Consider the following 26,204-nt stretch of genomic DNA (forward strand, 5'->3'; position numbering starts at 1 on the left):
TATGACAAACCTCTGGCATAACCCCGCGACATTTGCCAGACTATCGCCTGCATAACTATCCCAATATTGAGTCTGCCCGTAGCCGCTGTGACAGGCTCCAGCCATGTAGGGTGATGTCTTCAATGTCTAATCCATTCAATCCCGGTGAACTGAGCGACTTCGATCTTCTGGAGCAGCATCCGTTCGAGCAAACTGATTACGATATTTTAAAATCGTATGAGGCCGTTGTAGATGGTCTTGCCATGTTGATCGGCTCGCATTGTGAAATCGTCCTTCACTCACTGGAAGATTTAAACTGTTCGGCCGTGCGTATTGCTAACGGCGAGCATACAGGGCGTAAAGTGGGCTCGCCCATCACGGATTTAGCCTTGCGCATGCTGCATGATATGCAGGGTGCAGACAGCAACGTCTCCCGCGCTTATTTTACCCGCGCGAAAAGTGGTGTGCTGATGAAGTCCGTCACGATTGCGATTCGTAATCGCCAGCAGCGGGTGATTGGCTTGCTGTGTATCAACATGAACCTCGACGTTCCGTTTTCACAGATCATGTCGACGTTTCTGCCGCCAGAGATGCAGCAGGTCGATTCCAATGTGAACTTTGCCAGTTCGGTCGATGACCTGGTCATGCAGACGCTGGAATTTACGATTGAAGAAGTGAGCGCCGACCGTAACGTCTCGAATAATGCCAAGAACCGTCAGATCGTATTGAATCTGTATGAAAAAGGGATTTTCGATATCAAAGACGCCATCAATCAGGTCGCCGAGCGCTTAAATATTTCCAAACATACCGTGTACCTGTACATCCGCCAGTTTAAAAACGGTGACTTTCAGGGGCAGGATCGTTAATGCGCTATGCGCTTCTTGTCACCGGTCCGGCCTATGGTACGCAGCAGGCGACCAGCGCCCTGCTGTTTGCCAACGCGCTGCTGGCAGCGGGACACCAGCTGGAAAGCGTCTTTTTTTATCGGGAAGGGGTGCTGAACGCCAATCAGCTTAGCGCGCCCGCCAGTGACGAATTCGATCTTGTTCGTGCCTGGCAGTCGCTTCATCAGGCGCATGGCGTGGCGCTGAACATTTGCGTGGCGGCCGCACTCCGGCGCGGCGTGACGGATGCGCAGGAAGCCTCACGGCTTGCGCTGCCGGGCGCGAATCTTCAGCCCGGTTTTACCCTGGCCGGCTTAGGTGCGCTGGCGGAAGCGGCGCTGCGTTGCGAGCGGATGGTGCAGTTCTGATGAAGCGTGTCGCGTTTGTATTCACCCGAGCCCCACATGGCAGCAGTGCGGGACGTGAAGGGTTAGATGCGGTGCTGGCCACCGGCGCGTTGAGTGACGATATCGGCCTGTTTTTTATTGGAGATGGCGTTCTGCAGCTTAACAGTGAGCAACAGCCGGAAAATATTCACAGCCGGCATTATGCCGCTACCTTCGGCGTGCTGGCGCTGTATGATATCGACCAGTGTTATCTGTGCAGGGCGTCGCTGCAGTCGCGCGGTTTAGCGGAAAATGCGCCACGCATTCTGGATGCCGAAATTTTAGATGCGTCGGCCCTGCGGCAAAAACTCGCAGGCTATGACCGTATTTTGACTTTTTAAGAGCACCTAATGCTGCATACGTTATTTCACTCACCGACTTACAGCGACATCGAAAGCCTGACCCGACTGCTTATGCCGGAGGATGACCTGCTCTTGCTGCAGGATGGCGTACTGGCGGCGATTGAGGGCAGCAGGGCGCTGGAACAGCTTCGCGCCTCAGGGGCGAAGCTCTGGGCACTGGAAGATGACCTGAATGCCCGGGGGCTGAGCACGCAAATTTCCCCTGTTGTGCAGTCTGTGGACTATACTTTTTTCGTTGCGCTAACGGTAAAACATCAACAACAAATGGCCTGGTAATGCGTTGGCCCCCTGGTTATTTCTTGACACCTTTTTGACACAGCCCTAAAATTCTGCCTCCTCGTAATTCTACGAGGTGATTTATTACGTGTTTACGAAGCAAAAAGCTAAATCCCAGGAGCTATTTAATGGCAACAGTTAACCAGCTGGTTCGCAAACCACGCGTCCGCAAAGTTGCAAAGAGCAACGTGCCGGCGCTGGAAGCTTGCCCGCAGAAACGTGGCGTTTGTACCCGTGTGTACACCACCACTCCTAAAAAACCAAACTCAGCACTGCGTAAAGTTTGCCGTGTGCGTTTGACTAACGGTTTTGAAGTCACCTCCTACATCGGTGGTGAAGGTCACAACCTGCAGGAACACTCCGTGATCCTGATCCGTGGCGGTCGTGTTAAAGACCTGCCAGGTGTGCGTTACCACACCGTTCGTGGCGCGCTGGACTGCTCAGGTGTTAAAGACCGTAAGCAGTCACGCTCCAAGTACGGCGTGAAGAAGCCAAAGGCTTAATGGTTCTCCGTTAAGTAAGGCCAAACGTTTTAACTTAAATGTCAAACTAAACTCGTAGAGTTTTGGACAATCCTGAATTAACAACGGAGTATTTCCATGCCACGTCGTCGCGTCATTGGTCAGCGTAAAATTCTGCCGGATCCTAAGTTCGGATCAGAGCTGCTGGCTAAATTTGTAAATATCCTGATGGTAGATGGTAAAAAATCTACTGCTGAATCTATCGTCTATACCGCACTTGAGACCCTGGCTCAACGTGCTGGTAAAGATGGCCTGGAAGCTTTTGAGGTTGCTCTCGAAAACGTGCGTCCGACTGTCGAAGTTAAGTCACGTCGCGTTGGTGGTTCAACCTATCAGGTTCCAGTTGAAGTCCGTCCGGTTCGTCGTAATGCCCTGGCAATGCGTTGGATCGTAGAAGCTGCTCGTAAACGCGGTGATAAATCTATGGCTTTACGCCTGGCGAACGAACTTTCTGACGCTGCAGAAAACAAAGGTACTGCAGTTAAGAAACGTGAAGACGTTCACCGTATGGCTGAAGCCAACAAGGCGTTCGCTCACTACCGCTGGTAACAGCTGCGTAGTTGTTGTTAAACCAGCGGGCGCTCAAACAGCCAACCCGCTGGGGTCGACTAACTTTGAACGTCCTAAAAACCGAGGAATAAAATGGCTCGTACAACACCCATTGCGCGCTACCGTAATATTGGTATCAGCGCACACATCGACGCCGGTAAAACCACTACTACCGAGCGTATCCTGTTCTACACCGGTGTTAACCACAAAATCGGTGAAGTGCATGATGGCGCAGCGACCATGGACTGGATGGCACAGGAGCAGGAACGTGGTATTACCATCACGTCTGCTGCAACGACCGCGTTCTGGTCAGGTATGGCTAAGCAGTTTGAGCCACACCGCATCAACATCATCGACACCCCGGGACACGTTGACTTCACCATCGAAGTAGAACGTTCCATGCGTGTGCTCGATGGCGCAGTAATGGTTTACTGTGCTGTAGGTGGTGTTCAGCCACAGTCTGAGACCGTATGGCGTCAGGCTAACAAATATAAAGTTCCACGCATTGCGTTCGTTAACAAAATGGACCGCATGGGTGCAAACTTCCTGAAAGTAGTTGGTCAGATCGAATCTCGTCTGGGCGCGACTCCGGTTCCGCTGCAGATCGCTATCGGCGCTGAAGAAAACTTCACCGGCGTTGTTGACCTGATCAAAATGAAAGCCATCAACTGGAACGACCAGGATGCGGGCGTGACCTTCGATTACGAAGAGATCCCAGCTAACCTGCAAGAACTGGCTGAAGAATGGCGCGGCAAGCTGATCGAAGCTGCAGCAGAAGCCTCTGAAGAGCTGATGGAGAAATTCTTCAGCGGTGAAGAGCTGACTGAAGAAGAGATCAAAAAAGCGCTGCGTCAGCGCGTGCTGAAAAACGAAATCATCCTGGTGACCTGTGGTTCTGCATTTAAGAACAAAGGTGTTCAGGCAATGCTGGATGCGGTTGTTGAGTATCTGCCAGCCCCGACCGACGTACCGGCAATCAACGGTATGCTGGACGATGGTAAAGATACCCCAGCTGAGCGTCACGCAAGTGATGAAGAGCCGTTCTCTGCTCTGGCGTTTAAGATCGCAACTGACCCATTCGTGGGTAACCTGACGTTCTTCCGCGTTTACTCTGGTGTAGTTAACTCAGGCGATACCGTTCTGAACTCCGTGAAATCTGCACGTGAGCGTTTCGGTCGTATCGTTCAGATGCACGCTAACAAACGTGAAGAAATCAGCGAAGTTCGCGCAGGTGACATCGCCGCTGCGATCGGCCTGAAAGACGTTATCACTGGTGATACCCTGTGTGATCCAAACGCGCCAATCATTCTGGAGCGTATGGAATTCCCTGAGCCGGTAATTTCTATCGCCGTTGAGCCGAAAACCAAAGCTGACCAGGAAAAAATGGGTCTGGCTCTGGGTCGTCTGGCGAAAGAAGACCCGTCATTCCGCGTATGGACTGACGAAGAGTCTAACCAGACTATCATCGCTGGTATGGGTGAACTTCACCTCGATATCATCGTTGACCGTATGAAGCGTGAATTCAACGTTGAAGCGAACGTGGGTAAACCACAGGTTGCTTACCGTGAAGCTATCCGCTCTAAAGTTACCGGTATCGAAGGTAAACACGCCAAGCAGTCTGGTGGTCGTGGTCAGTACGGTCATGTTGTTATCGACATGTACCCGCTGGAGCCAGGTTCGAACCCGAAAGGTTACGAATTTGTCAACGATATCAAAGGTGGTGTAATTCCTGGCGAATTCATCCCAGCCGTTGATAAAGGTATCCAGGAGCAGTTGAAATCAGGCCCACTGGCAGGTTATCCGGTTGTGGATCTGGGTGTTCGTCTGCACTTCGGTTCTTACCATGACGTTGACTCCTCTGAACTGGCGTTTAAACTGGCCGCGTCTATTGCCTTTAAAGATGGCTTTAAGAAAGCGCAGCCTGTTCTGCTTGAGCCTATCATGAAGGTTGAAGTTGAAACCCCAGAAGAGAACACCGGTGACGTAATCGGTGACCTTAGCCGTCGTCGTGGTATGCTCAAAGGGCAGGAATCTAACGCTACTGGCGTTCAGATCCACGCTGAAGTTCCACTGTCTGAAATGTTCGGATATGCAACTCAGCTGCGCTCTCTGACCAAAGGTCGTGCTTCGTACTCCATGGAGTTCCTGAAGTATGACGACGCACCGAACAACGTTGCGCAGGCCGTTATTGAAGCTCGTAGCAAATAAGCTACGGTTTAAATTTGAACTGATGCCTTCATCCCGGGTGATGAAGGCATAACGTAAGGAATATCGCCATGGCGAAAGAGCAATTTCAACGTAACAAACTGCACGTAAACGTGGGCACCATCGGTCACGTTGACCACGGTAAAACCACCCTGACTGCAGCAATCACCACCGTTCTGGCTAAAACCAACGGCGGCCAGGCGCGTGCGTTCGACCAGATCGACAGCACCCCTGAAGAAAAAGCACGTGGTATCACCATCAACACTGCACACGTTGAGTATGAAACCCCGTCTCGCCACTATGCACACGTTGACTGCCCGGGCCACGCCGACTATGTGAAAAACATGATCACCGGTGCTGCGCAGATGGACGGCGCGATCCTGGTTGTTGCTGCGACTGACGGCCCAATGCCGCAGACCCGTGAGCACATCCTGCTGGGTCGTCAGGTAGGCGTTCCTTACATCATCGTGTTCCTGAACAAGTGTGACATGGTTGATGACGAAGAGCTGCTGGAGCTGGTTGAGATGGAAGTCCGTGACCTGCTGTCACAGTACGACTTCCCGGGCGACGACACTCCAATCGTTCGCGGTTCAGCACTGAAAGCGCTGGAAGGCAACCCAGAGTGGGAAGAGAAGATCGTTGAGCTGGCTAACCACCTGGACAACTACATCCCGGATCCGGTTCGTGCTATCGACATGCCGTTCCTGCTGCCAATCGAAGACGTATTCTCAATCTCTGGCCGTGGTACTGTAGTAACCGGTCGTGTTGAGCGCGGTGTTGTTAAAGTCGGCGACGAAGTTGAAATCGTGGGTATCAAAGATACGGCGAAATCAACCTGTACCGGTGTTGAAATGTTCCGCAAACTGCTGGACCAGGGTCAGGCAGGCGAAAACTGTGGTGTTCTGCTGCGCGGTATCAAGCGTGAAGACATCCAGCGTGGTCAGGTTCTGGCGAAGCCAGGCACCATCAAGCCACACACCAAGTTCGAGTCAGAAGTTTACGTTCTGTCTAAAGACGAAGGTGGCCGCCATACTCCGTTCTTCAAGGGCTACCGTCCACAGTTCTACTTCCGTACCACTGACGTGACCGGTTCAGTAGAGCTGCCAGAAGGCGTTGAAATGGTTATGCCAGGCGACAACATCAAAATGGTTGTTACCCTGATTCACCCAATCGCAATGGACGAAGGTCTGCGCTTCGCAATCCGCGAAGGTGGCCGTACCGTTGGCGCGGGCGTTGTTGCTAAAGTTATCGCTTAATTGTGATCTCTGATGTGGCCACATGAGTGGCCACTGCAAAATAAAAAGAGCACTTCGGTGCTCTTTTTTTATGCCTGTCATTTAATCACGCAGGCTTTCTCCTCACAAAAGGTAGGTTTGAAATAAAAACGATTCGCATTTACACTGTGCGCACGAAATAGACCGGGTGATGAATAAATGTACGTCTGTCTGTGTAATGCCATCAGTGACAAAACGCTCCGTGAAGTCGTGCGCCGTTATCAGCCCAAATCTATCCAGCAGTTGCGCCAAATCGTGCCCGTGGGAAAGCAATGTGGAAAATGTATTCGGGATGCCCGCGCGATTATGGATGAAGAGATGCAGCACGCTCCGCAATATAAAGAAATCGCGTAAACGCACACACACCACCGACTTGATAATACCCACAATTTTCATCGCGTTTTTTTGACTTCTTTTTAACCGCATCTACGCTCAAATAAACATGAGCGGAGGAAGCGAAATGAAGGGCGATGCGAAAATCATAAGTCATCTCAATAAATTGTTGGGGAATGAACTGGTTGCAATAAACCAGTACTTCTTACATGCACGGATGTTCAAAAACTGGGGACTGATGCGTCTTAACGACGTTGAGTACCATGAGTCCATAGATGAAATGAAGCATGCGGATAAATACATCGAACGTATTCTGTTTCTTGAAGGCATTCCTAATCTACAGGATCTGGGGCGACTCAGGATTGGAGAAGATGTCGGGGAGATGTTGCAGTCCGATCTCAATCTTGAACTCGAAGGCGCAAAAGACCTGCGAGAAGCCATCGCCTATGCGGATAAAGTTCATGATTACGTAAGCCGCGATATGATGATCGCCATCCTCGAAGATGAGGAGCACCATATCGACTGGATTGAAACCGAGCTTGATCTCATTAGTAAGATGGGCATTCAGAATTACCTGCAGGCGCAAATCAAAGAAGAGTAAGGCTTTGACTAACGATAACTCCCCAGCCCGCGACGGCCAGGAAAGGACCAAAGGGAAGCGGGCTGTTCAGGTACCACGCCCGGTTCCTTATCCGCAGCGCGCCGAAAGCGATCAAGGCTGTCGTACAGGCAGTCAGGGCAATGAAGGGCAGGGCCTGCCAACCACACCATGCGCCCAGTGCGGCAAACAGTTTGATATCCCCACAACCTAATCCTTTCCGCCGCGTAACCTGTTGAAAAATTCCGGCAAGCAACCAAAGTGAACCATAGCCAAACATGACGCCACCGATGGCCGAACTGACCGTGAGTGGCTGAAAGAACATGAAACGTGAAAGACCCAGCCACAGGAGCGCGTGGGTGAGAACATCTGGCAGCAGGAAGTGGCGCTGGTCGATGGCCGCAAGGACGAGGAGCAAACAGGAAGCCAGAAGCGGAAACAGCGCATGAATGAGATTGTCGTAAAACAGGTAAGCCAGCAACAGGCAGAGCAGGGCGCCTGTCAGCTCAAACAGCACGGGCAGCAAACCGACCGGATGCGAACAAAACCGACAGTGCCCCCGCAACCACAGCCAGCTTATCAGCGGAACGCTGTCGTGCCACAGGATCGTGCGGCGACAGTAACTACAGTGGGAAGGCGGCGTCCACAATGACTGCAGCCAGCGACGTGGTGAAGCGGACGTATTAAAACGTTGACAGGCCAGGGCGAGAAAGCTGCCAAGCGCGCCGCCTGACAGGGAGACAGCAACGATGATGAGCAACACGATGACCTCCGGTTAACCTGATGTGATGACTGAGTCTGTCTGAACGCGTCCTCTGCGTCGCGGATGAGAAAAAGAGAATGGAAAACCGCGCCCAGAAAAAAAGGGGCGAAGACATCCGTCCTGCAGGGCTTCTGTGCAGACGTACACAAAAGCGTTAAACACAGTTTTATGTGGCAAATGTGCATCGTGGGTTGCTTCCTGAGCAAATCTACGTATAATGCGCGGGCCTGCCGATATTGGCAGGCGCGATTCGAGCTGAATCGCAGACGGCAGTTTGTTGGGCCGTCTGACAATACTCCCAACTGTGGAGTTATATGCTGAACGATTACACTCTCCCATCAATCGTAATGGGTTCGAGTAGTAATTTTTTTCGTCTATAAAATGTTTGGAGCCTTGGTCTCATGTCGAACCAAAGAATCCGTATCCGTCTTAAAGCGTTTGATCATCGTCTGATCGATCAATCAACCGCGGAAATCGTCGAGACTGCCAAGCGCACTGGTGCGCAGGTACGTGGTCCGATCCCGCTGCCGACCCGCAAAGAGCGCTTTACCGTTCTGATCTCTCCGCACGTTAACAAAGATGCGCGTGACCAGTACGAAATTCGCACTCACAAGCGTCTGGTAGACATCGTTGAGCCAACTGAAAAAACCGTTGATGCTCTGATGCGTCTGGACCTGGCTGCCGGTGTTGACGTGCAGATCAGCCTGGGTTAATCAGGTCATCGAGCGATTGAGAGGTTGAAACAATGATTGGTTTAGTCGGTAAAAAAGTGGGTATGACCCGCATCTTCACTGAAGATGGCGTATCTATCCCAGTAACCGTAATCGAAGTTGAAGCGAACCGCGTTACTCAGGTCAAAGGCCTGGAGAACGATGGTTACCAGGCAATTCAGGTTACCACCGGTGCTAAAAAAGCAAACCGTGTGACCAAACCTGAAGCTGGTCATTTTGCTAAAGCTGGCGTAGAAGCTGGCCGTGGCCTGTGGGAATTCCGCACCGCTGAAGGTGATGAGTATTCTGTAGGTCAGAGCATCAGCGTTGAAATTTTCGCTGACGTTAAAAAAGTAGACGTAACTGGCACCTCTAAAGGTAAAGGTTTCGCAGGTACCGTTAAGCGCTGGAACTTCCGTACCCAGGACGCAACCCACGGTAACTCCTTGTCTCACCGCGTTCCGGGTTCTATCGGTCAGAACCAGACTCCGGGCAAAGTGTTCAAAGGCAAGAAAATGGCAGGTCAGCTGGGTAATGAGCGCGTAACTGTTCAGAGCCTGGACGTAGTACGTGTTGACGCTGAGCGCAACCTGCTGCTGGTTAAAGGTGCAGTTCCCGGTGCTACCGGTAGCGACCTGATCGTTAAACCAGCTGTGAAGGCGTAAGGGGATAGCAATGGAATTAGTATTGAAAGACGCGCAGAGCGCGCTGACTGTTTCCGAAACTACCTTCGGTCGTGATTTCAACGAAGCGCTGGTTCACCAGGTTGTTGTTGCTTACGCATCAGGCGCCCGCCAGGGTACTCGCGCGCAGAAAACTCGCGCTGAAGTAACCGGTTCAGGCAAAAAGCCTTGGCGTCAGAAAGGCACCGGCCGTGCGCGTTCAGGTTCTGTAAAGAGCCCGATCTGGCGTTCAGGTGGCGTGACCTTTGCTGCTAAGCCACAAGACCACAGTCAAAAAGTTAACAAAAAGATGTACCGCGGCGCGCTGAAAAGCATCCTGTCCGAACTGGTACGTCAAGATCGTCTGATCGTTGTCGAGCAGTTCTCTGTTGAAGCACCGAAAACCAAGTTGCTGGCACAGAAGCTGAAAGACATGGCGCTGGAAGACGTGCTGATCATCACCGGCGAACTGGATGAGAATCTGTTCCTGGCTGCGCGTAACCTGTACAAGGTTGACGTGCGTGATGCAGCGGGTATCGACCCAGTTAGCCTGATCGCCTTCGACAAAGTCGTTATGACTGCTGATGCAGTTAAGCAAGTTGAGGAGATGCTGGCATGATCCGTGAAGAACGTCTGCTGAAAGTACTGCGCGCGCCGCACGTATCTGAAAAGGCATCTAGCGCGATGGAAAAAACCAACACCATCGTACTCAAAGTAGCTAAAGACGCGACTAAAGCAGAGATCGTTGCTGCTGTTGAGAAACTGTTCGAAGTAGAAGTTAAAGACGTTAACACCCTGGTAGTTAAAGGTAAGGTTAAGCGTCACGGACAGCGTATCGGTCGTCGTAGCGACTGGAAAAAAGCTTACGTCACCCTGAAGGAAGGCCAGAATCTGGACTTCGTCGGCGGCGCTGAGTAAGTCGGAGGAGAAAGACAATGGCAGTTGTTAAATGTAAACCGACATCTCCGGGTCGTCGCCACGTCGTTAAAGTGGTGAACCCAGAGTTGCACAAGGGCAAGCCGTTTGCTCCATTGCTGGAAAAAAACAGCAAATCCGGTGGCCGCAACAACAACGGTCGCATCACTACCCGTCACATCGGTGGTGGTCATAAGCAGGCTTACCGTCTGGTTGACTTCAAACGCAACAAAGATGGTATCCCGGCAACCGTTGAACGTCTTGAGTACGATCCGAACCGCTCTGCGAACATCGCACTGGTTCTGTACAAAGACGGCGAACGCCGTTACATCCTGGCCCCTAAAGGCCTGAAAGCCGGCGACCAGATTCAGTCTGGCGTTGATGCTGCGATCAAAGCAGGTAACACACTGCCGATGCGTAACATCCCGGTGGGTTCTACCGTTCACAACGTAGAAATGAAACCAGGCAAAGGCGGTCAGATTGCTCGCTCAGCCGGTGCTTACGTGCAGATCGTTGCGCGTGAAGGTTCCTACGTTACCCTGCGTCTGCGTTCAGGTGAAATGCGTAAAGTCGAAGCTGACTGCCGCGCTACACTGGGCGAAGTCGGTAACGCTGAGCATATGCTGCGCGTTCTGGGTAAAGCTGGTGCAACCCGTTGGCGTGGTGTTCGTCCGACCGTTCGTGGTACCGCGATGAACCCAGTAGATCACCCGCACGGTGGTGGTGAAGGTCGTAACTTTGGTAAGCACCCGGTAACTCCGTGGGGCGTTCAGACCAAAGGTAAGAAGACCCGTAGCAACAAGCGTACCGATAAATTTATCGTACGTCGCCGTAGCAAATAATATTAGAGGATAAGCCATGCCACGTTCTCTCAAGAAAGGTCCTTTTATTGACCTGCACTTGCTGAAGAAGGTAGAGAAAGCGGTGGAAAGCGGTGACAAGAAGCCTTTGCGCACTTGGTCCCGTCGTTCAACGATCTTTCCTAACATGATCGGTTTGACCATCGCTGTCCATAATGGTCGTCAGCACGTTCCTGTCTTTGTTTCCGACGAAATGGTTGGTCACAAACTGGGTGAATTCGCGCCGACACGTACTTATCGCGGTCACGCGGCTGATAAAAAAGCCAAGAAGAAATAAGTAGGAGGAAGAGATGGAAACTTTAGCTCAACATCGCCACGCTCGTTCTTCTGCTCAGAAGGTTCGCCTTGTTGCTGACCTGATCCGCGGTAAGAAAGTGTCGCAGGCACTGGACATTTTGACCTACACCAACAAGAAAGCGGCTGTACTGGTCAAGAAAGTTCTGGAATCTGCCATTGCTAACGCTGAACACAACGATGGCGCTGATATCGACGATCTGAAAGTCGCGAAAATTTTCGTCGACGAAGGCCCAAGCATGAAGCGCATTATGCCGCGTGCAAAAGGTCGTGCAGATCGCATCCTGAAGCGCACCAGCCACATTACTGTGGTTGTGTCCGATCGCTGAGACTCTGGAGACTAGCAATGGGTCAGAAAGTACATCCTAATGGTATTCGCCTGGGTATTGTAAAACCATGGAACTCTACCTGGTTTGCGAACACCAAAGAATTCGCTGACAACCTGGACAGCGACTTTAAAGTACGTCAGTACCTGACTAAGGAACTGGCTAAGGCGTCTGTATCTCGTATCGTTATCGAGCGTCCAGCTAAGAGCATCCGTGTGACCATTCACACCGCTCGTCCTGGCATCGTGATCGGTAAGAAAGGTGAAGACGTAGAAAAACTGCGCACGGTCGTCGCGAAAATCGCTGGCGTTCCTGCACAGATCAATATCGCCGAAGTCCGTAAACCGGAACTGGACGCAAAACTGGTTGCTGACAGCATCACTTCACAGCTGGAGCGTCGTGTGATGTTCCGTCGTGCTATGAAGCGTGCGGTTCAGAACGCCATGCGTCTGGGCGCGAAGGGTATCAAAGTTGAAGTTAGCGGCCGTCTGGGCGGCGCCGAGATCGCACGTACCGAATGGTACCGTGAAGGTCGCGTGCCGTTGCACACTCTGCGTGCTGACATTGACTACAACACCTCTGAAGCGCACACCACTTATGGTGTAATCGGCGTTAAGGTATGGATCTTCAAAGGCGAGATCCTGGGTGGTATGGCTGCTGTTGAACAACCGGAACCGGCTGCTCAACCTAAAAAGCAGCAGCGTAAAGGCCGTAAGTAAGGAGAGTCGCTATGTTACAACCAAAGCGTACGAAATTCCGTAAAGTGCACAAAGGCCGCAACCGCGGTCTGGCGCAGGGTACGGATGTTAGCTTCGGGACTTTCGGTCTGAAAGCTGTTGGCCGTGGTCGTCTGACTGCCCGTCAGATCGAAGCAGCACGTCGTGCTATGACCCGTGCAGTTAAGCGTCAAGGTAAGATCTGGATCCGTGTATTCCCGGACAAACCGATCACCGAGAAGCCGCTGGAAGTGCGTATGGGTAAAGGTAAGGGTAACGTTGAGTATTGGGTTGCCCTGATCCAGCCTGGTAAAGTCCTGTATGAAATGGACGGCGTACCAGAAGAGCTGGCCCGTGAAGCATTCAAGCTGGCAGCAGCAAAACTGCCTATCAAAACCACCTTTGTAACTAAGACGGTGATGTAATGAAAGCAACAGAGCTGCGTGAAAAAAGCGTTGAAGAGCTGAACACTGAGCTGCTTAATCTGCTGCGTGAGCAATTTAACCTGCGCATGCAGGCAGCATCTGGTCAACTGCAGCAGTCTCATCTGCTGAAGCAGGTTCGCCGTGATGTTGCACGCGTTAAGACTTTACTGACTGAGAAGGCGGGTTCGTAATGACCGATAAAATCCGTACTCTGCAGGGTCGTGTTGTTAGTGACAAAATGCAGAAATCTGCTGTTGTTGCTATCGAGCGTTTCGTGAAGCATCCAATCTATGGAAAATTCATTAAGCGTACGACTAAGCTGCACATCCATGACGAGAACAACGAATGTGGAATCGGCGACGTGGTAGAAATCCGCGAATGCCGTCCACTGTCTAAGACTAAGTCCTGGACACTGGTTCGCGTTGTAGAGAAAGCAATTCTGTAATAGAATTTGCCCTCTTTAAAAATCTAATGAACGGCTCGAAAGAGCCGTTCATTTTTTCTACCCATCTGCGAGAACCGGTGTTATAATGCCGCGCCCTCAATTATGGGGCTTTCAATCGACCTGAGGTCTAGGTCCCGAAGTAGTAGTTGACATTAGCGGAGCACTGAAATGATCCAAGAACAGACTATGCTGAACGTCGCCGACAACTCCGGTGCACGTCGCGTAATGTGTATCAAGGTTCTGGGTGGCTCGCACCGTCGCTACGCAGGCGTCGGCGACATCATTAAAGTTACCATCAAGGAAGCAATTCCACGTGGTAAAGTTAAAAAAGGTGATGTCCTGAAGGCGGTAGTGGTGCGCACCAGGAAGGGTGTTCGTCGCCCGGACGGTTCTGTCATTCGCTTCGATGGTAATGCATGCGTTATTTTAAACAATAACAGCGAGCAGCCTATCGGTACGCGTATTTTTGGGCCGGTAACTCGTGAACTTCGTACTGAAAAGTTCATGAAAATTATCTCTCTGGCACCAGAAGTACTCTAAGGAGCGAACAATGGCAGCTAAAATCCGTCGTAACGACGAAGTTATCGTGTTAACCGGTAAAGATAAAGGTAAGCGCGGTAAAGTTAAGAACGTCCTGTCTTCTGGCAAGGTCATCGTTGAAGGTATCAACCTGGTTAAGAAACATCAGAAGCCTGTTCCGGCTCTGAACCAACCAGGCGGCATCGTTGAAAAAGAAGCTGCAATTCAGGTTTCTAACGTTGCTCTCTTCAATGCGGCAACCGGTAAGGCTGACCGTGTAGGCTTTAGATTCGAAGACGGTAAAAAAGTCCGTTTCTTCAAATCTAATAGCGAAACTATCAAGTAATTTGGAGTAGTACGATGGCGAAACTGCATGATTACTACAAAGACGAGGTAGTCCAGAAACTCATGTCTGAGTTCGGCTACAATTCTGTCATGCAAGTCCCTCGGGTCGAGAAGATCACCCTGAACATGGGTGTTGGTGAAGCGATCGCTGACAAGAAACTGCTGGATAACGCAGCAGCTGACCTGGCAGCAATCTCCGGTCAAAAACCGTTGATCACCAAAGCACGCAAATCAGTTGCAGGCTTCAAAATCCGTCAGGGCTATCCGATCGGCTGTAAAGTAACTCTGCGTGGCGAACGCATGTGGGAGTTCTTTGAGCGTCTGATCACCATTGCTGTACCGCGTATCCGTGACTTCCGTGGCCTGTCCGCTAAGTCATTCGATGGTCGTGGCAACTACAGCATGGGTGTACGTGAGCAGATCATCTTCCCAGAAATCGACTACGACAAAGTCGATCGCGTTCGTGGTTTGGATATTACCATTACCACTACTGCGAAATCTGATGATGAAGGCCGTGCTCTGCTGGCTGCCTTTGACTTCCCGTTCCGTAAGTAAGGTAGGGTTACTTAATGGCTAAGCAATCTATGAAAGCACGCGAAGTTAAGCGTGTGAAATTAGCAGACAAATTCTTCGCAAAACGCGCTGAACTGAAAGCGATCATTTCTGATGTGAACGCTTCCGACGAAGACCGTTGGGATGCCGTTCTCAAGCTGCAGAGTCTGCCGCGTGATTCCAGCCCTTCACGTCAGCGTAACCGCTGCCGTCAAACAGGTCGTCCGCACGGTTTCCTGCGGAAGTTTGGGTTGAGCCGTATCAAGGTCCGTGAAGCCGCAATGCGCGGTGAAATCCCGGGTCTGAAAAAGGCTAGCTGGTAATTGTCACCAATTGAATCACGGGAGTAACACAGATGAGCATGCAAGATCCGATCGCGGATATGCTGACCCGTATCCGTAACGGTCAGGCCGCGAACAAAGTTGCGGTCACCATGCCCTCCTCCAAGCTGAAATTGGCAATTGCCAACGTGCTGAAGGAAGAAGGCTTTATTGAAGATTTTAAAATCGAAGGCGACACCAAGCTGGAACTGGAACTGACTCTTAAGTATTTCCAGGGTAAAGCGGTTGTAGAAAGCATTCAGCGAGTAAGCCGTCCCGGCCTGCGCATCTATAAGAAAAAAGATGAGCTGCCAAAGGTAATGGCTGGTATGGGTATCGCTGTCATTTCTACATCGAAAGGTGTTATGACTGATCGTGCAGCGCGCCAGGCTGGTCTTGGTGGCGAAATTATCTGCTACGTAGCGTAATCGGAGGATACTATGTCTCGTGTTGCTAAAGCACCTGTCGTTGTTCCTGCCGGCGTAGAGGTAAAACTCAACGGTCAGGTAATTTCGATTAAAGGTAAAAACGGCGAGCTGACTCGTACTATCAATGATGCTGTTGAAGTTAAGCATGCTGACAACACCCTGACTTTCGCTCCGCGCGAAGGTTATGTTGACGGCTGGGCGCAGGCGGGTACTTCTCGCGCGCTGCTGAACGCAATGGTTATCGGTGTTACCGAAGGCTTCACTAAGAAGCTGCAGCTGGTTGGTGTTGGTTATCGTGCTGCCGTTAAAGGCAACGTAGTTAACCTGTCTCTGGGCTTTTCTCATCCAGTTGATCACCAGCTGCCCGCGGGTATCACTGCAGAGTGTCCGACTCAGACTGAAATCGTGCTGAAAGGCGCTGATAAGCAGGTGATCGGCCAGGTTGCAGCTGACTTGCGCGCCTACCGTCGTCCTGAGCCTTATAAAGGCAAGGGTGTCCGTTACGCCGACGAAGTCGTGCGTACCAAAGAGGCTAAGAAGAAGTAAGGTAACACTATGGATAAGAAATCTGCTCGTATCCGTCGTGCGACCCGTGCACGTCGCAAGCTCAAAGAGCTGGGTGCTACTCGCCTGGTGGTACATCGTACCCCGCGTCACATTTACGCACAGGTAATCGCCCCGAACGGTTCCGAAGTTCTGGTTGCTGCTTCTACTGTAGAAAAAGCTATCACTGAACAACTGAAGTATACCGGTAATAAAGAAGCCGCAGCTGCTGTAGGTAAAGCTATTGCAGAACGCGCAATCGAAAAAGGCATCACTGGTGTTTCTTTCGACCGTTCCGGTTTCCAATATCATGGTCGCGTCCAGGCACTGGCAGATGCTGCCCGTGAAGCTGGCCTTCAGTTCTAAGGTAGAGGTCTAAGATGGCACACATCGAGAAACAAGCTGGCGAACTGCAGGAAAAACTGATCGCGGTAAACCGTGTATCTAAAACTGTAAAAGGTGGTCGTATTTTCTCCTTCACCGCACTGACTGTAGTGGGTGATGGTAACGGCCGCGTTGGTTTTGGTTACGGTAAAGCGCGTGAAGTTCCAGCAGCGATCCAGAAAGCGATGGAGAAAGCCCGTCGCAACATGGTTAATGTCGCGCTGATCAACGGCACCCTGCAGCACCCTGTTAAAGGTGCGCACACTGGGTCCCGTGTGTTCATGCAGCCGGCTTCAGAAGGTACCGGTATCATCGCCGGTGGTGCAATGCGCGCCGTTCTGGAAGTCGCTGGAGTACATAACGTTCTGGCAAAAGCCTATGGTTCTACTAACCCGATTAACGTGGTTCGTGCAACTATTGACGGCCTGGGCAATATGAAGTCTCCGGAAATGGTCGCTGCTAAGCGTGGTAAATCCGTTGAAGAAATTCTGGGGTAATCACGATGGCAAAGACTATTAAAATCACTCAAACCCGTAGTTCAATCGGCCGCTTGCCTAAGCATAAAGCCACTCTGGTTGGCCTGGGTCTGCGTCGTATTGGTCATACCGTAGAGCGTGAAGACACGCCAGCTGTACGCGGCATGGTCAACGCGGTTTCCTACATGGTTAAAGTGGAGGAGTAAGAGATGCGTTTAAATACTCTGTCTCCGGCCGAAGGGTCTAAGCACGCTACCAAGCGTCTGGGTCGTGGTATCGGTTCTGGCCTCGGAAAAACCGGTGGTCGTGGTCACAAAGGTCAGAACTCACGTTCTGGCGGTGGCGTACGTCGCGGTTTCGAAGGTGGTCAGATGCCTCTGTACCGTCGTCTGCCGAAGTTCGGTTTCACCTCTCGCAAAGCAATGATCACCACAGAGATTCGTCTGTCTGATCTGGCGAAAGTTGAAGGCGGTATCGTCGACCTGAACGCGCTGAAAGCAGCTAACATTGTCGGTGTCCAGATTGAGTTCGTTAAAGTCATTCTGTCTGGTGAAGTTTCTGCACCGGTGACGGTTCGCGGCCTGCGTGTCACCAAAGGTGCTCGTGCTGCAATCGAAGCTGCTGGCGGTAAAATCGAGGAATAAGTAGCAGATGGCTAAACAACCGGGATTAGATTTTCAAAGTGCCAAAGGTGGCTTTGGTGAACTGAAACGCAGACTGCTGTTTGTTATCGGTGCACTGATTGTCTTCCGCATTGGCTCTTTCATTCCAATCCCTGGTATTGATGCCACTGTACTTGCCAAACTGCTTGAGCAACAGCGTGGCACCATCATTGAAATGTTTAATATGTTCTCTGGTGGTGCTCTCAGCCGTGCTTCTATTTTTGCTCTGGGTATCATGCCGTATATTTCGGCATCTATTATTATCCAGCTGTTAACGGTGGTTCATCCTGCCTTAGCAGAAATCAAGAAAGAAGGGGAGGCTGGCCGTCGTAAGATTAGCCAGTACACCCGTTACGGTACGTTGGTATTGGCCATATTCCAGTCGATCGGTATTGCTACCGGTTTGCCGAATATGCCTGGTATGCAAGGCCTGGTAATGAATCCAGGCTTTGCATTCTATTTTACCGCTGTTGTAAGTCTGGTTACCGGGACAATGTTCCTGATGTGGCTGGGCGAACAGATTACTGAACGTGGTATCGGTAACGGTATCTCGATCATTATCTTCGCGGGTATTGTTGCGGGACTTCCGCCGGCCATTGGCCATACCATCGAGCAAGCGCGGCAAGGTGACCTGCACTTCCTTCTGTTGCTGTTGGTTGCAGTTCTCGTATTTGCAGTGACCTTCTTTGTTATTTTCGTTGAGCGTGGTCAACGCCGCATCGTGGTGAACTATGCGAAACGTCAACAAGGTCGTCGCGTTTACGCTGCACAGAGCACACATTTACCGTTGAAAGTGAATATGGCAGGGGTTATCCCGGCAATCTTCGCTTCCAGCATTATTCTGTTCCCGGCAACGATTGCATCGTGGTTCGGGGGCGGTACCGGTTGGAACTGGCTGACAACAATTTCGATGTATTTGCAGCCAGGACAGCCGCTTTATGTGCTACTCTATGCGACTGCTATCATCTTCTTCTGTTTCTTCTACACGGCGTTGGTTTTCAACCCGCGTGAAACAGCAGATAACCTGAAGAAGTCTGGTGCATTCGTACCGGGAATTCGTCCGGGAGAGCAAACGGCGAGATATATCGATAAAGTAATGACACGGTTAACCTTAATCGGTGCCCTCTACATTACCTTTATTTGCCTTATCCCGGAGTTCATGCGTGATGCGATGAAAGTTCCTTTCTACTTTGGCGGTACATCGCTGCTTATCGTAGTGGTCGTCATCATGGACTTTATGGCTCAAGTGCAAACTCTGATGATGTCAAGTCAGTACGAGTCTGCATTGAAGAAAGCTAACCTGAAGGGCTATGGCCGTTAATTCAGGTGGTTGAGAAGTTACGGAGAGTAAAAATGAAAGTTCGTGCTTCCGTCAAGAAATTATGTCGTAACTGCAAAATCATTCGTCGCGACGGTGTCGTTCGTGTGATCTGCAGCGCCGAGCCAAAGCATAAACAGCGCCAAGGCTGATTTTCACATATTTTTCTTGCAAAGTCGGGTTGAGCTGGCTAGATTAGCCAGCCAATCTTTTGTATGTCTGTACGTTTCCATTTGAGTATCCTGAAAACGGGCTTTTCAGCATGGTGCGTACATATTAAATAGTAGGAGTGCATAGTGGCCCGTATAGCAGGCATTAACATTCCTGATCAGAAACATACCGTTATCGCATTAACTTCGATCTTCGGTATTGGTAAAACTCGTTCTAAAGCCATTTGCGCTTCAACGGGTATTGCTGAAAATGTTAAGATCAGTGAGCTGTCTGAAGAACAAATTGATCAGCTGCGTGATGCAGTTGCTAAATTCGTTGTTGAAGGTGATCTGCGCCGTGAAATCACCCTGAGCATCAAGCGTCTGATGGACCTTGGTTGCTACCGTGGTTTGCGCCATCGTCGTGGTCTTCCGGTTCGCGGTCAGCGCACCAAGACCAACGCACGTACCCGTAAGGGTCCGCGTAAACCGATCAAGAAATAATCGGGGTGAGTAAATAATGGCAAAGGCACCAGTTCGTGCACGTAAGCGTGTAAGAAAACAAGTCTCAGATGGCGTGGCTCATGTCCATGCGTCTTTTAACAACACCATCGTTACCATTACTGATCGTCAGGGTAACGCACTGGGTTGGGCAACCGCCGGTGGTTCCGGTTTCCGCGGTTCACGTAAATCTACGCCGTTTGCTGCTCAGGTCGCTGCAGAGCGCTGTGCAGAAGCTGTAAAAGATTACGGTATTAAGAACCTGGAAGTTATGGTTAAGGGTCCGGGTCCAGGCCGCGAATCAACGATTCGTGCTCTGAACGCCGCTGGTTTCCGCATCACGAACATTACTGATGTGACTCCGATCCCTCACAACGGTTGTCGTCCGCCGAAAAAACGTCGCGTATAACGTCCGTTTTTTAGGTTAGTTGGAGAAAGAAAATGGCAAGATATTTGGGTCCTAAGCTCAAGCTGAGCCGTCGTGAGGGCACTGACTTATTCCTTAAGTCTGGCGTTCGCGCGATTGATTCCAAGTGTAAGATTGAACAAGCCCCTGGTCAGCACGGTGCGCGCAAGCCACGTCTGTCTGACTACGGCGGTCAGTTACGTGAAAAGCAAAAAGTTCGTCGTATCTACGGTGTGCTTGAGCGTCAGTTCCGTAACTATTACAAAGAAGCAGCACGTCTGAAAGGCAACACCGGTGCAAACCTGTTGGCTCTGCTGGAAGGCCGTCTGGACAACGTCGTTTATCGTATGGGCTTTGGTGCCACGCGTGCGGAAGCACGTCAGCTGGTCAGCCATAAGTCTGTTCTGGTAAATGGTCGCGTTGTTAACATCGCTTCTTATCAGGTATCTCCGAATGATGTCGTTAGCATCCGTGAGAAAGCCAAAAAGCAATCTCGCGTGAAGGCCGCTCTGGAGCTGGCTGAGCAGCGTGAAAAGCCAACCTGGCTGGAAGTTGATGCAGCTAAGATGGAAGGTGTGTTCAAACGTATTCCTGAACGTACTGATCTGTCTGCGGACATTAACGAACACCTGATCGTCGAGCTTTACTCTAAGTAAAGCTTAGTACCAAAGAGAGGACACAATGCAGGGTTCTGTGACAGAGTTTCTAAAACCGCGCCTGGTAGATATCGAGCAAGTGAGTTCGACGCACGCCAAGGTGACCCTTGAGCCTTTAGAGCGTGGCTTTGGCCATACTCTTGGTAACGCGCTGCGCCGTATTCTGCTTTCATCAATGCCGGGTTGCGCGGTGACCGAGGTTGAAATTGATGGTGTACTGCATGAGTACAGCACCAAAGAGGGTGTACAGGAAGATATCCTGGAAATCCTGCTCAACCTTAAAGGTTTGGCGGTAAGAGTTCAGGGCAAAGATGAAGTTATTCTTACCTTGAATAAATCTGGCATTGGCCCTGTGACTGCAGCCGACATTACCCATGATGGTGATGTCGAAATCGTCAAGCCGCAGCATGTGATCTGCCATCTGACCGATGACAACGCATCTATTAGCATGCGTATCAAAGTTCAGCGTGGTCGTGGTTATGTGCCGGCTTCTGCCCGAATTCATTCGGAAGAAGATGAGCGCCCAATCGGCCGTCTGCTGGTCGACGCTTGCTACAGCCCTGTAGACCGTATCGCCTACAATGTTGAAGCAGCGCGTGTAGAGCAGCGCACCGACCTGGACAAGCTGGTCATCGAAATGGAAACCAACGGCACAATCGATCCTGAAGAGGCGATTCGTCGTGCGGCGACCATCCTGGCAGAACAACTGGAAGCTTTCGTTGACTTACGTGATGTACGTCAGCCAGAAGTGAAAGAAGAGAAACCAGAATTCGATCCGATCCTGCTGCGCCCTGTTGACGATCTGGAATTGACTGTCCGCTCTGCTAACTGCCTTAAGGCAGAAGCTATCCACTACATCGGTGATCTGGTACAGCGTACTGAGGTTGAGCTGCTTAAAACGCCTAACCTTGGTAAAAAATCTCTTACCGAGATTAAAGATGTGCTGGCCTCACGTGGTCTGTCTCTGGGCATGCGCCTGGAAAACTGGCCACCGGCAAGCATTGCTGATGAATAACCCGATCACAGGTTAAGGTTTCACTGAGAAGGATAAGGTCATGCGCCATCGTAAGAGTGGTCGTCAACTGAACCGCAACAGCAGCCATCGTCAGGCTATGTTCCGCAACATGGCTGGCTCTCTGGTTCGTCACGAGATCATCAAGACGACTCTGCCGAAAGCCAAAGAGTTGCGCCGCGTAGTTGAGCCGCTGATTACTCTTGCCAAGACCGACAACGTAGCTAATCGTCGTCTGGCATTCGCCCGTACTCGTGATAACGAGATCGTGGCAAAACTGTTTAATGAGTTAGGCCCGCGTTTCGCGAGCCGTGCAGGTGGTTACACTCGCATTCTGAAGTGTGGCTTCCGCGCTGGTGACAACGCTCCGATGGCATACATCGAGCTGGTTGATCGTCCAGAAGCTCAAGCAGAAGCTGCAGCAGAGTAATCTGTTGCAACGTGAAAAACCCGCTTCGGCGGGTTTTTTATTGCCTGTCATTTTGCGTCTGCTACGCTTGTGGTGTTATGAAGGAGGTGAACAATGTGGTTAATTGATCAGCTTGCAGAACAGCATATTAAAGCCGCGCAGGAGAAAGGTGAGCTGAGTGATCTGCCGGGCGAAGGCGCACCGCTGAATCTCGAAGACGACAGTCAGGTTCCACCTGAACTACGAGCAGGATACCGACTGTTAAAAAATGCAGGTTTTCTTCCCCCGAACTTGAGCTGCGCCGCGAAGCACTTCAGGTCAGCGATCTTTTACAGCATTTAGATCCTGACGATCCAGAGGCGCTGATCCAGACACAACGATTACGGCAACTGAAGATAAGGCTGAGCCAGGCCGGTATGCGCACTGATTTTCTTGAAGGGGAATATGGTCGTGCGATTAAGACCAAACTCGTGCCCGATTAAGGTGTATTTTTTGTCGCTGTTGTGCGCGTATAATGAGTTTGCTTCATCTTTTCACCGCATTATTCCATTACTCAACCGGAGAAGTTATGTCCAGATACCGTCATACGAAAGGACAAATACAGGATAACGCCTTACAGGCATTGTTACACGACCCGCTGTTCAGGCAACGTGTTGAAGAAAAACAAAAAGGCAAAGGCAGTTACCGGCGTAAAGAAAAACATGCGAAAGGCTGGGAGGCCAGTGATAAGCAAGCCGTTTATCACTGGCCTTCTGCTTTACAGACACAAAAAAGCCGCTTCAGAGCGGCTTTTTATTTTAGATTTTCGTATTCTGTTGTTTGAGTAAATCGCGGATTTCTGTCAGAAGCAGTTCTTCATTTGTAGGCTTAGGTGCCGGTTTTTCTACTTCTTTCTTCTTATACAGTTTGTTCATCAGCTTAATCGCCATAAAGATAGCAAAAGCAACAATGATGAAATCAAATACGGTTTGCAGGAAAATACCATATTCCATAACCACAGCCGGTGTGTTGCCGACGGCAGGTTTAAGCACCCAGCTAAACGATTTGAAATCAACGCCGCCAATCAGCAAGCCCAGCGGTGGCATAATGATGTTCGCGACCAGTGATGAAACAATCTTACCGAATGCCGCACCGATAATCACACCGACGGCCAGATCAACCACGTTGCCGCGCATCGCAAAATCACGAAACTCTTTGAATAAACTCATACTTCTCTCCTTGCCTTAGCCAATGCCATAAAGTTTAACAAAGCTCACAATATTTGCCATTAACCACGTACAATAAGCCACTGACATGTCAGTGCTGGCTTTTTATGTGTTATAGGAAAAACGGACTGGGCTGGAACAGGCGCTCGACGTCCGGCACAAACTTTTTATCGGTTAAAAACATCACAACGTGATCGCCCTGTTCAATACGCAGATTGTCATTCGCTATCATCACATCGTCGCCGCGCACCACAGCACCAATCAGTGTGCCGGGTGGCAGCTTGATATCATCAACTGACCGTCCCACAACGCGCGATGTGGTTTCGTCGCCATGCGCGATGGCTTCGATGGCTTCGGCAATGCCTCGACGTAATGACGAGACACCCACAATATCGGCTTTGCGCACATGTCCCAGTAAGGCCGAGATGGTCGCCTGCTGGGGTGAAATGGCGATATCAATGACGCTGCCCTGGACCAGATCGACATAAGCACGGCGTTGAATCAGCACCATAACTTTCTTGGCGCCCATTTTTTTGGCCAGCATGGCAGACATGATATTGGCTTCGTCATCGTTGGTGACGGCGATAAACAAATCCACCTGCTCAATATGCTCTTCCGCCAGTAGTTCCTGATCGGAGGCATCACCGTAAAAGACCACCGTGTCGTGCAACTGTTCAGCCAGTTCGGCCGCGCGCTGGGGATTGCGCTCAATAAGTTTCACGCTGTAGTTTTTCTCGAGCTTTTGCGCCAGGCCAAAGCCAATGTTGCCGCCGCCTACTAACATGATGCGTTTATAAGGCTTTTCCAGGCGCTGCATTTCACTCATTACCGCACGAATATGCTGGCTGGCGGCAATGAAGAAAACTTCATCACCGGCTTCGATAATGGTGGAGCCCTGTGGCCGGATAGGGCGGTCCTGACGAAAAATCGCTGCTACGCGCGTATCGATATGGGGCATGTGATCGCGCAGGATCGACAATGGATTGCCCACCAGGGGGCCACCGTAATAGGCTTTCACGACTGCGAGGCTCACTTTGCCTTCAGCAAAATTAACTACCTGCAACGCGCCCGGATATTGAATCAGGCGGTAAATATTGTCGATAACCAGTTGCTCAGGCGAAATCAGATGGTCGATAGGCACTGCTTCGGGGATAAAAAGCTTATCCGCATCGCGCAGATAGTCAGCCGCACGTATACGGGCGATACGATTTGGCGTGTTGAAGAGCGAATACGCGATTTGACAGGCTATCATGTTGGTTTCGTCAGAGCTGGTAACGGCGACCAGCATATCGGCGTCTTCCGCGCCCGCCTCACGGAGAACCCGTGGGTGGGAACCATGACCCTGCACAACACGTAAATCAAATTTATCCTGTAACTGACGTAAACGTGCTGAATCTGTATCAACAACTGTTATATCGTTGTTTTCGCCAACCAGATTTTCGGCCAGTGTGCCTCCAACCTGGCCAGCACCAAGAATGATGATTTTCATCGCTTTTCAAAGCCTTTTCATTATGCGTTAGCGTCTTTAATCAGCTTAGCGTAGAAAAATCCGTCTCCGCCTTCAGCGTCAGGGAACACCTGCCAGCCCGTGTCGGGCGCGCCTGAAAGGGAGACAGCCTGTGCATCCGCATGTCGCTGTAAGAAACCGCTGATTTGCTCATGGTTCTCTTCCGGTAGGACAGAGCAGGTCGCGTAGATCATCGTACCGCCTGCTTTAAGAAGCGGCCAGGTGGCCTCCAGAATGTCACGCTGCAAAGCGGCCAGTTCGCTGATATCGCGATCGCGGCGTAACCATTTGATATCCGGATGGCGGCGAATCACGCCTGTGGCTGAGCAGGGCGCATCCAGCAGGATACGATCAAACTGCCGTTGGTCACACCATTGCTGCGGAGTACGGCCATCACCTTGTTTGACCTCGGCGGTCATTCCCAGCCGTGTCAGGTTTTCGGTTACGCGCTTCAGTCGTTGTGCGTCCACATCCACAGCAAGGACCTGCGCGTCAGGGGCTATTTCTAAAATATGCGTCGTTTTGCCGCCTGGCGCTGCACACAGATCGAGAATATGTTCGCCATTTTTAGGCGCAAGCAGAAGCGCACAGCGCTGTGCTGAGAGATCCTGCACCGTAACCCAGCCCTGGTCGAAACCGGGTAACTGGTGAACCGGCGCTGGCGAGGCCAGGCGTAATGCTTCCGGCACATCCTCTGCAGCCATCGCCTCTCTTTCACTGGCGGTCAGCAGAGCAAGCCAACTGTCACGGGTATGGTGCTGACGGTTAACCCGCAGCCACATCGGTGGGCGTTGGTTATTCGCGTCAACAATCTGTTGCCAGCGATCTGGCCAGGCAAGCTGCAGTCGGTTCAGTAGCCATCCGGGATGAAGATGGCGCTGTGGACCTTCCTGGATGCTGGCAAGGAGTTCCTCCTGACGGCGCTGGAACTGACGTAACACACCGTTGATCAATCCTTTCAGATTGGCACGTTTAAGCACTTCAGCACCAGCAACGGTCTCGGCTAATGCCGCATGTGCCGGGACGCGCGTGTAGAGTAACTGGTACAGGCCCACCATGATCAGAAAATGCAGCGTACGCTGTTTGCCGGTCAGAGGGCGCTCCATCAATTTCCCGATAAGCGCTTCCAGCTGCGGTAACGTTCGTAACACACCAAAGCAGATCTCTTGCACCAGAGCGGCGTCTTTATCGGCGACTTTTTTCTGTGCGGCAGGCAGCACAGTATTGAGTGACTCGCCCTTATCGACAACACGTTCAATCAGTTGTGCAGACAGGCTACGAAGGTTGGATGATTTAGTCATAAGATAGTGCCATCAAACAAAAGGCCCG

The 26,204-nt window shown here is 51.1% G+C and carries 43 protein-coding genes and 1 pseudogene; 40 read left to right on the forward strand and 4 right to left on the reverse strand.

Annotated features, from left to right (window positions below; translation table 11 throughout):
- Positions 1–122 precede the first annotated feature (122 nt).
- From GC090_RS01990 to bfr, 10 genes are all read left to right on the forward strand, one after another.
- Positions 123–845, forward strand: coding sequence for a helix-turn-helix transcriptional regulator (locus GC090_RS01990; RefSeq protein ID WP_054632986.1), 723 nt, complete (start codon positions 123–125; stop codon positions 843–845).
- Complete coding sequence (gene tusD, locus GC090_RS01995) at positions 845–1,231, forward strand: sulfurtransferase complex subunit TusD (protein WP_006120572.1); 387 nt, start codon at positions 845–847, stop codon at positions 1,229–1,231. The genes GC090_RS01990 and tusD overlap by 1 nt, the downstream gene beginning before the upstream one ends.
- Positions 1,231–1,590, forward strand: coding sequence for a sulfurtransferase complex subunit TusC (tusC, locus tag GC090_RS02000; RefSeq protein WP_033741534.1), 360 nt, complete (start codon positions 1,231–1,233; stop codon positions 1,588–1,590). Before tusD ends, tusC begins: the two co-directional genes overlap by 1 nt.
- Before the next feature lie 9 nt (positions 1,591–1,599).
- Positions 1,600–1,887, forward strand: coding sequence for a sulfurtransferase complex subunit TusB (gene tusB / locus GC090_RS02005; RefSeq protein ID WP_033741532.1), 288 nt, complete (start codon positions 1,600–1,602; stop codon positions 1,885–1,887).
- A gap of 128 nt (positions 1,888–2,015) precedes the next feature.
- On the forward strand, positions 2,016–2,390 hold the full coding sequence (gene rpsL / locus GC090_RS02010; RefSeq protein WP_006120575.1) for a 30S ribosomal protein S12: 375 nt from the start codon (positions 2,016–2,018) through the stop codon (positions 2,388–2,390).
- Between the two features lie 96 nt (positions 2,391–2,486).
- Positions 2,487–2,957, forward strand: a complete 471-nt coding sequence (gene rpsG / locus GC090_RS02015) for a 30S ribosomal protein S7 (RefSeq protein WP_006120576.1) — start codon at positions 2,487–2,489, stop codon at positions 2,955–2,957.
- 93 nt (positions 2,958–3,050) lie between these two features.
- Positions 3,051–5,165 carry an elongation factor G gene (gene fusA, locus GC090_RS02020; protein WP_006120577.1) on the forward strand — a complete coding sequence of 705 codons (2,115 nt, stop codon included), beginning with the start codon at positions 3,051–3,053 and terminating at the stop codon, positions 5,163–5,165.
- A 68-nt stretch (positions 5,166–5,233) separates the two neighbouring features.
- Entirely contained in the window at positions 5,234–6,418 is a 1,185-nt protein-coding gene (gene tuf / locus GC090_RS02025; RefSeq protein ID WP_006120578.1) for an elongation factor Tu, read from the forward strand.
- 177 nt (positions 6,419–6,595) lie between these two features.
- Positions 6,596–6,790, forward strand: a complete 195-nt coding sequence (gene bfd / locus GC090_RS02030; RefSeq protein ID WP_033741530.1) for a bacterioferritin-associated ferredoxin — start codon at positions 6,596–6,598, stop codon at positions 6,788–6,790.
- Positions 6,791–6,896: 106 nt separating this feature from the next.
- The gene (gene bfr, locus GC090_RS02035; protein WP_006120580.1) at positions 6,897–7,370 is read left to right on the forward strand and encodes a bacterioferritin; all 474 of its coding nucleotides are present in this window, start codon (positions 6,897–6,899) and stop codon (positions 7,368–7,370) included.
- Here the strand turns inward: bfr and GC090_RS02040 are convergent.
- On the reverse strand, positions 7,357–8,130 hold the full coding sequence (locus GC090_RS02040; RefSeq protein ID WP_133745896.1) for a prepilin peptidase: 774 nt from the start codon (positions 8,128–8,130) through the stop codon (positions 7,357–7,359). The two genes, bfr and GC090_RS02040, sit on opposite strands and share 14 nt — an antisense overlap.
- 401 nt (positions 8,131–8,531) lie before the next feature.
- Here GC090_RS02040 and rpsJ point away from each other — a divergent pair, with 401 nt between their 5' ends.
- From rpsJ to GC090_RS02190, 30 genes and pseudogenes are all read left to right on the forward strand, one after another.
- Entirely contained in the window at positions 8,532–8,843 is a 312-nt protein-coding gene (gene rpsJ / locus GC090_RS02045) for a 30S ribosomal protein S10 (RefSeq protein WP_006120582.1), read from the forward strand.
- Between the two features lie 32 nt (positions 8,844–8,875).
- Entirely contained in the window at positions 8,876–9,505 is a 630-nt protein-coding gene (gene rplC / locus GC090_RS02050; protein ID WP_006120583.1) for a 50S ribosomal protein L3, read from the forward strand.
- Positions 9,506–9,515: 10 nt separating this feature from the next.
- On the forward strand, positions 9,516–10,121 hold the full coding sequence (gene rplD / locus GC090_RS02055) for a 50S ribosomal protein L4 (protein WP_006120584.1): 606 nt from the start codon (positions 9,516–9,518) through the stop codon (positions 10,119–10,121).
- Positions 10,118–10,420, forward strand: a complete 303-nt coding sequence (gene rplW / locus GC090_RS02060) for a 50S ribosomal protein L23 (RefSeq protein ID WP_006120585.1) — start codon at positions 10,118–10,120, stop codon at positions 10,418–10,420. Before rplD ends, rplW begins: the two co-directional genes overlap by 4 nt.
- A gap of 17 nt (positions 10,421–10,437) precedes the next feature.
- Complete coding sequence (gene rplB / locus GC090_RS02065; protein WP_006120586.1) at positions 10,438–11,259, forward strand: 50S ribosomal protein L2; 822 nt, start codon at positions 10,438–10,440, stop codon at positions 11,257–11,259.
- Between the two features lie 16 nt (positions 11,260–11,275).
- Positions 11,276–11,554 (forward strand): 30S ribosomal protein S19, encoded by a 279-nt coding sequence (gene rpsS, locus GC090_RS02070; protein WP_001138115.1) that lies wholly within the window; start codon positions 11,276–11,278, stop codon positions 11,552–11,554.
- 13 nt (positions 11,555–11,567) lie between these two features.
- Positions 11,568–11,900: a 50S ribosomal protein L22 gene (gene rplV / locus GC090_RS02075; protein WP_002919773.1), complete on the forward strand. Its 333-nt coding sequence runs from the start codon at positions 11,568–11,570 to the stop codon at positions 11,898–11,900.
- Between the two features lie 17 nt (positions 11,901–11,917).
- A complete protein-coding gene (gene rpsC / locus GC090_RS02080) occupies positions 11,918–12,616 on the forward strand; it encodes a 30S ribosomal protein S3 (protein WP_006120587.1) in 699 nt (232 codons plus the stop codon).
- An 11-nt stretch (positions 12,617–12,627) separates the two neighbouring features.
- A complete protein-coding gene (rplP, locus tag GC090_RS02085; RefSeq protein ID WP_002438716.1) occupies positions 12,628–13,038 on the forward strand; it encodes a 50S ribosomal protein L16 in 411 nt (136 codons plus the stop codon).
- Positions 13,038–13,229, forward strand: a complete 192-nt coding sequence (gene rpmC / locus GC090_RS02090) for a 50S ribosomal protein L29 (protein ID WP_006120588.1) — start codon at positions 13,038–13,040, stop codon at positions 13,227–13,229. The genes rplP and rpmC overlap by 1 nt, the downstream gene beginning before the upstream one ends.
- Positions 13,229–13,483 (forward strand): 30S ribosomal protein S17, encoded by a 255-nt coding sequence (gene rpsQ, locus GC090_RS02095; RefSeq protein ID WP_006120589.1) that lies wholly within the window; start codon positions 13,229–13,231, stop codon positions 13,481–13,483. The genes rpmC and rpsQ overlap by 1 nt, the downstream gene beginning before the upstream one ends.
- A gap of 168 nt (positions 13,484–13,651) precedes the next feature.
- The gene (gene rplN, locus GC090_RS02100) at positions 13,652–14,023 is read left to right on the forward strand and encodes a 50S ribosomal protein L14 (RefSeq protein ID WP_006120590.1); all 372 of its coding nucleotides are present in this window, start codon (positions 13,652–13,654) and stop codon (positions 14,021–14,023) included.
- A 10-nt stretch (positions 14,024–14,033) separates the two neighbouring features.
- On the forward strand, positions 14,034–14,348 hold the full coding sequence (gene rplX, locus GC090_RS02105; protein WP_003850150.1) for a 50S ribosomal protein L24: 315 nt from the start codon (positions 14,034–14,036) through the stop codon (positions 14,346–14,348).
- A 14-nt stretch (positions 14,349–14,362) separates the two neighbouring features.
- On the forward strand, positions 14,363–14,902 hold the full coding sequence (gene rplE / locus GC090_RS02110) for a 50S ribosomal protein L5 (RefSeq protein WP_006120591.1): 540 nt from the start codon (positions 14,363–14,365) through the stop codon (positions 14,900–14,902).
- A gap of 14 nt (positions 14,903–14,916) precedes the next feature.
- Positions 14,917–15,222: a 30S ribosomal protein S14 gene (gene rpsN / locus GC090_RS02115; RefSeq protein WP_006120592.1), complete on the forward strand. Its 306-nt coding sequence runs from the start codon at positions 14,917–14,919 to the stop codon at positions 15,220–15,222.
- Between the two features lie 32 nt (positions 15,223–15,254).
- Positions 15,255–15,647: a 30S ribosomal protein S8 gene (rpsH, locus tag GC090_RS02120; RefSeq protein ID WP_006120593.1), complete on the forward strand. Its 393-nt coding sequence runs from the start codon at positions 15,255–15,257 to the stop codon at positions 15,645–15,647.
- A gap of 12 nt (positions 15,648–15,659) precedes the next feature.
- Positions 15,660–16,193, forward strand: coding sequence for a 50S ribosomal protein L6 (rplF, locus tag GC090_RS02125; RefSeq protein ID WP_033741521.1), 534 nt, complete (start codon positions 15,660–15,662; stop codon positions 16,191–16,193).
- Positions 16,194–16,202: 9 nt separating this feature from the next.
- Positions 16,203–16,556 (forward strand): 50S ribosomal protein L18, encoded by a 354-nt coding sequence (gene rplR / locus GC090_RS02130; RefSeq protein WP_003850163.1) that lies wholly within the window; start codon positions 16,203–16,205, stop codon positions 16,554–16,556.
- A gap of 14 nt (positions 16,557–16,570) precedes the next feature.
- Positions 16,571–17,071, forward strand: a complete 501-nt coding sequence (rpsE, locus tag GC090_RS02135; protein ID WP_006120595.1) for a 30S ribosomal protein S5 — start codon at positions 16,571–16,573, stop codon at positions 17,069–17,071.
- Between the two features lie 5 nt (positions 17,072–17,076).
- Positions 17,077–17,256, forward strand: a complete 180-nt coding sequence (gene rpmD / locus GC090_RS02140; RefSeq protein ID WP_003850166.1) for a 50S ribosomal protein L30 — start codon at positions 17,077–17,079, stop codon at positions 17,254–17,256.
- A gap of 3 nt (positions 17,257–17,259) precedes the next feature.
- On the forward strand, positions 17,260–17,694 hold the full coding sequence (gene rplO / locus GC090_RS02145; RefSeq protein WP_009087579.1) for a 50S ribosomal protein L15: 435 nt from the start codon (positions 17,260–17,262) through the stop codon (positions 17,692–17,694).
- Between the two features lie 7 nt (positions 17,695–17,701).
- Positions 17,702–19,033 (forward strand): preprotein translocase subunit SecY, encoded by a 1,332-nt coding sequence (gene secY, locus GC090_RS02150; RefSeq protein ID WP_006120598.1) that lies wholly within the window; start codon positions 17,702–17,704, stop codon positions 19,031–19,033.
- A 32-nt stretch (positions 19,034–19,065) separates the two neighbouring features.
- Positions 19,066–19,182, forward strand: a complete 117-nt coding sequence (gene rpmJ / locus GC090_RS02155; protein ID WP_004160566.1) for a 50S ribosomal protein L36 — start codon at positions 19,066–19,068, stop codon at positions 19,180–19,182.
- A gap of 144 nt (positions 19,183–19,326) precedes the next feature.
- The gene (gene rpsM, locus GC090_RS02160) at positions 19,327–19,683 is read left to right on the forward strand and encodes a 30S ribosomal protein S13 (RefSeq protein WP_003850176.1); all 357 of its coding nucleotides are present in this window, start codon (positions 19,327–19,329) and stop codon (positions 19,681–19,683) included.
- 16 nt (positions 19,684–19,699) lie between these two features.
- Complete coding sequence (gene rpsK, locus GC090_RS02165; RefSeq protein ID WP_004160563.1) at positions 19,700–20,089, forward strand: 30S ribosomal protein S11; 390 nt, start codon at positions 19,700–19,702, stop codon at positions 20,087–20,089.
- Between the two features lie 32 nt (positions 20,090–20,121).
- Positions 20,122–20,742 (forward strand): 30S ribosomal protein S4, encoded by a 621-nt coding sequence (gene rpsD / locus GC090_RS02170; protein ID WP_006120599.1) that lies wholly within the window; start codon positions 20,122–20,124, stop codon positions 20,740–20,742.
- 25 nt (positions 20,743–20,767) lie between these two features.
- Complete coding sequence (locus GC090_RS02175) at positions 20,768–21,757, forward strand: DNA-directed RNA polymerase subunit alpha (RefSeq protein WP_033741519.1); 990 nt, start codon at positions 20,768–20,770, stop codon at positions 21,755–21,757.
- Between the two features lie 40 nt (positions 21,758–21,797).
- Positions 21,798–22,184 (forward strand): 50S ribosomal protein L17, encoded by a 387-nt coding sequence (rplQ, locus tag GC090_RS02180; RefSeq protein ID WP_009087575.1) that lies wholly within the window; start codon positions 21,798–21,800, stop codon positions 22,182–22,184.
- 93 nt (positions 22,185–22,277) lie between these two features.
- Positions 22,278–22,645: pseudogene (locus GC090_RS02185) on the forward strand (DnaJ family domain-containing protein).
- Positions 22,646–22,731: 86 nt separating this feature from the next.
- Positions 22,732–22,986, forward strand: a complete 255-nt coding sequence (locus GC090_RS02190) for an alternative ribosome-rescue factor A (RefSeq protein ID WP_033741514.1) — start codon at positions 22,732–22,734, stop codon at positions 22,984–22,986.
- On the opposite strand, the gene mscL is transcribed toward GC090_RS02190, so the two are convergent.
- From mscL to rsmB, 3 genes are all read right to left on the reverse strand, one after another.
- The gene (gene mscL / locus GC090_RS02195; RefSeq protein ID WP_006120604.1) at positions 22,961–23,371 is read right to left on the reverse strand and encodes a large-conductance mechanosensitive channel protein MscL; all 411 of its coding nucleotides are present in this window, start codon (positions 23,369–23,371) and stop codon (positions 22,961–22,963) included. The genes GC090_RS02190 and mscL overlap by 26 nt on opposite strands.
- A 109-nt stretch (positions 23,372–23,480) precedes the next feature.
- Positions 23,481–24,857, reverse strand: coding sequence for a Trk system potassium transporter TrkA (gene trkA / locus GC090_RS02200; RefSeq protein ID WP_033741512.1), 1,377 nt, complete (start codon positions 24,855–24,857; stop codon positions 23,481–23,483).
- A gap of 20 nt (positions 24,858–24,877) precedes the next feature.
- Positions 24,878–26,176, reverse strand: coding sequence for a 16S rRNA (cytosine(967)-C(5))-methyltransferase RsmB (gene rsmB, locus GC090_RS02205; protein ID WP_164482644.1), 1,299 nt, complete (start codon positions 26,174–26,176; stop codon positions 24,878–24,880).
- Between the last annotated feature and the right edge of the window lie 28 nt (positions 26,177–26,204).

Source organism: Pantoea sp. JZ29, assembly GCF_035190385.1.
Lineage (GTDB): Bacteria > Pseudomonadota > Gammaproteobacteria > Enterobacterales > Enterobacteriaceae > Pantoea > Pantoea stewartii.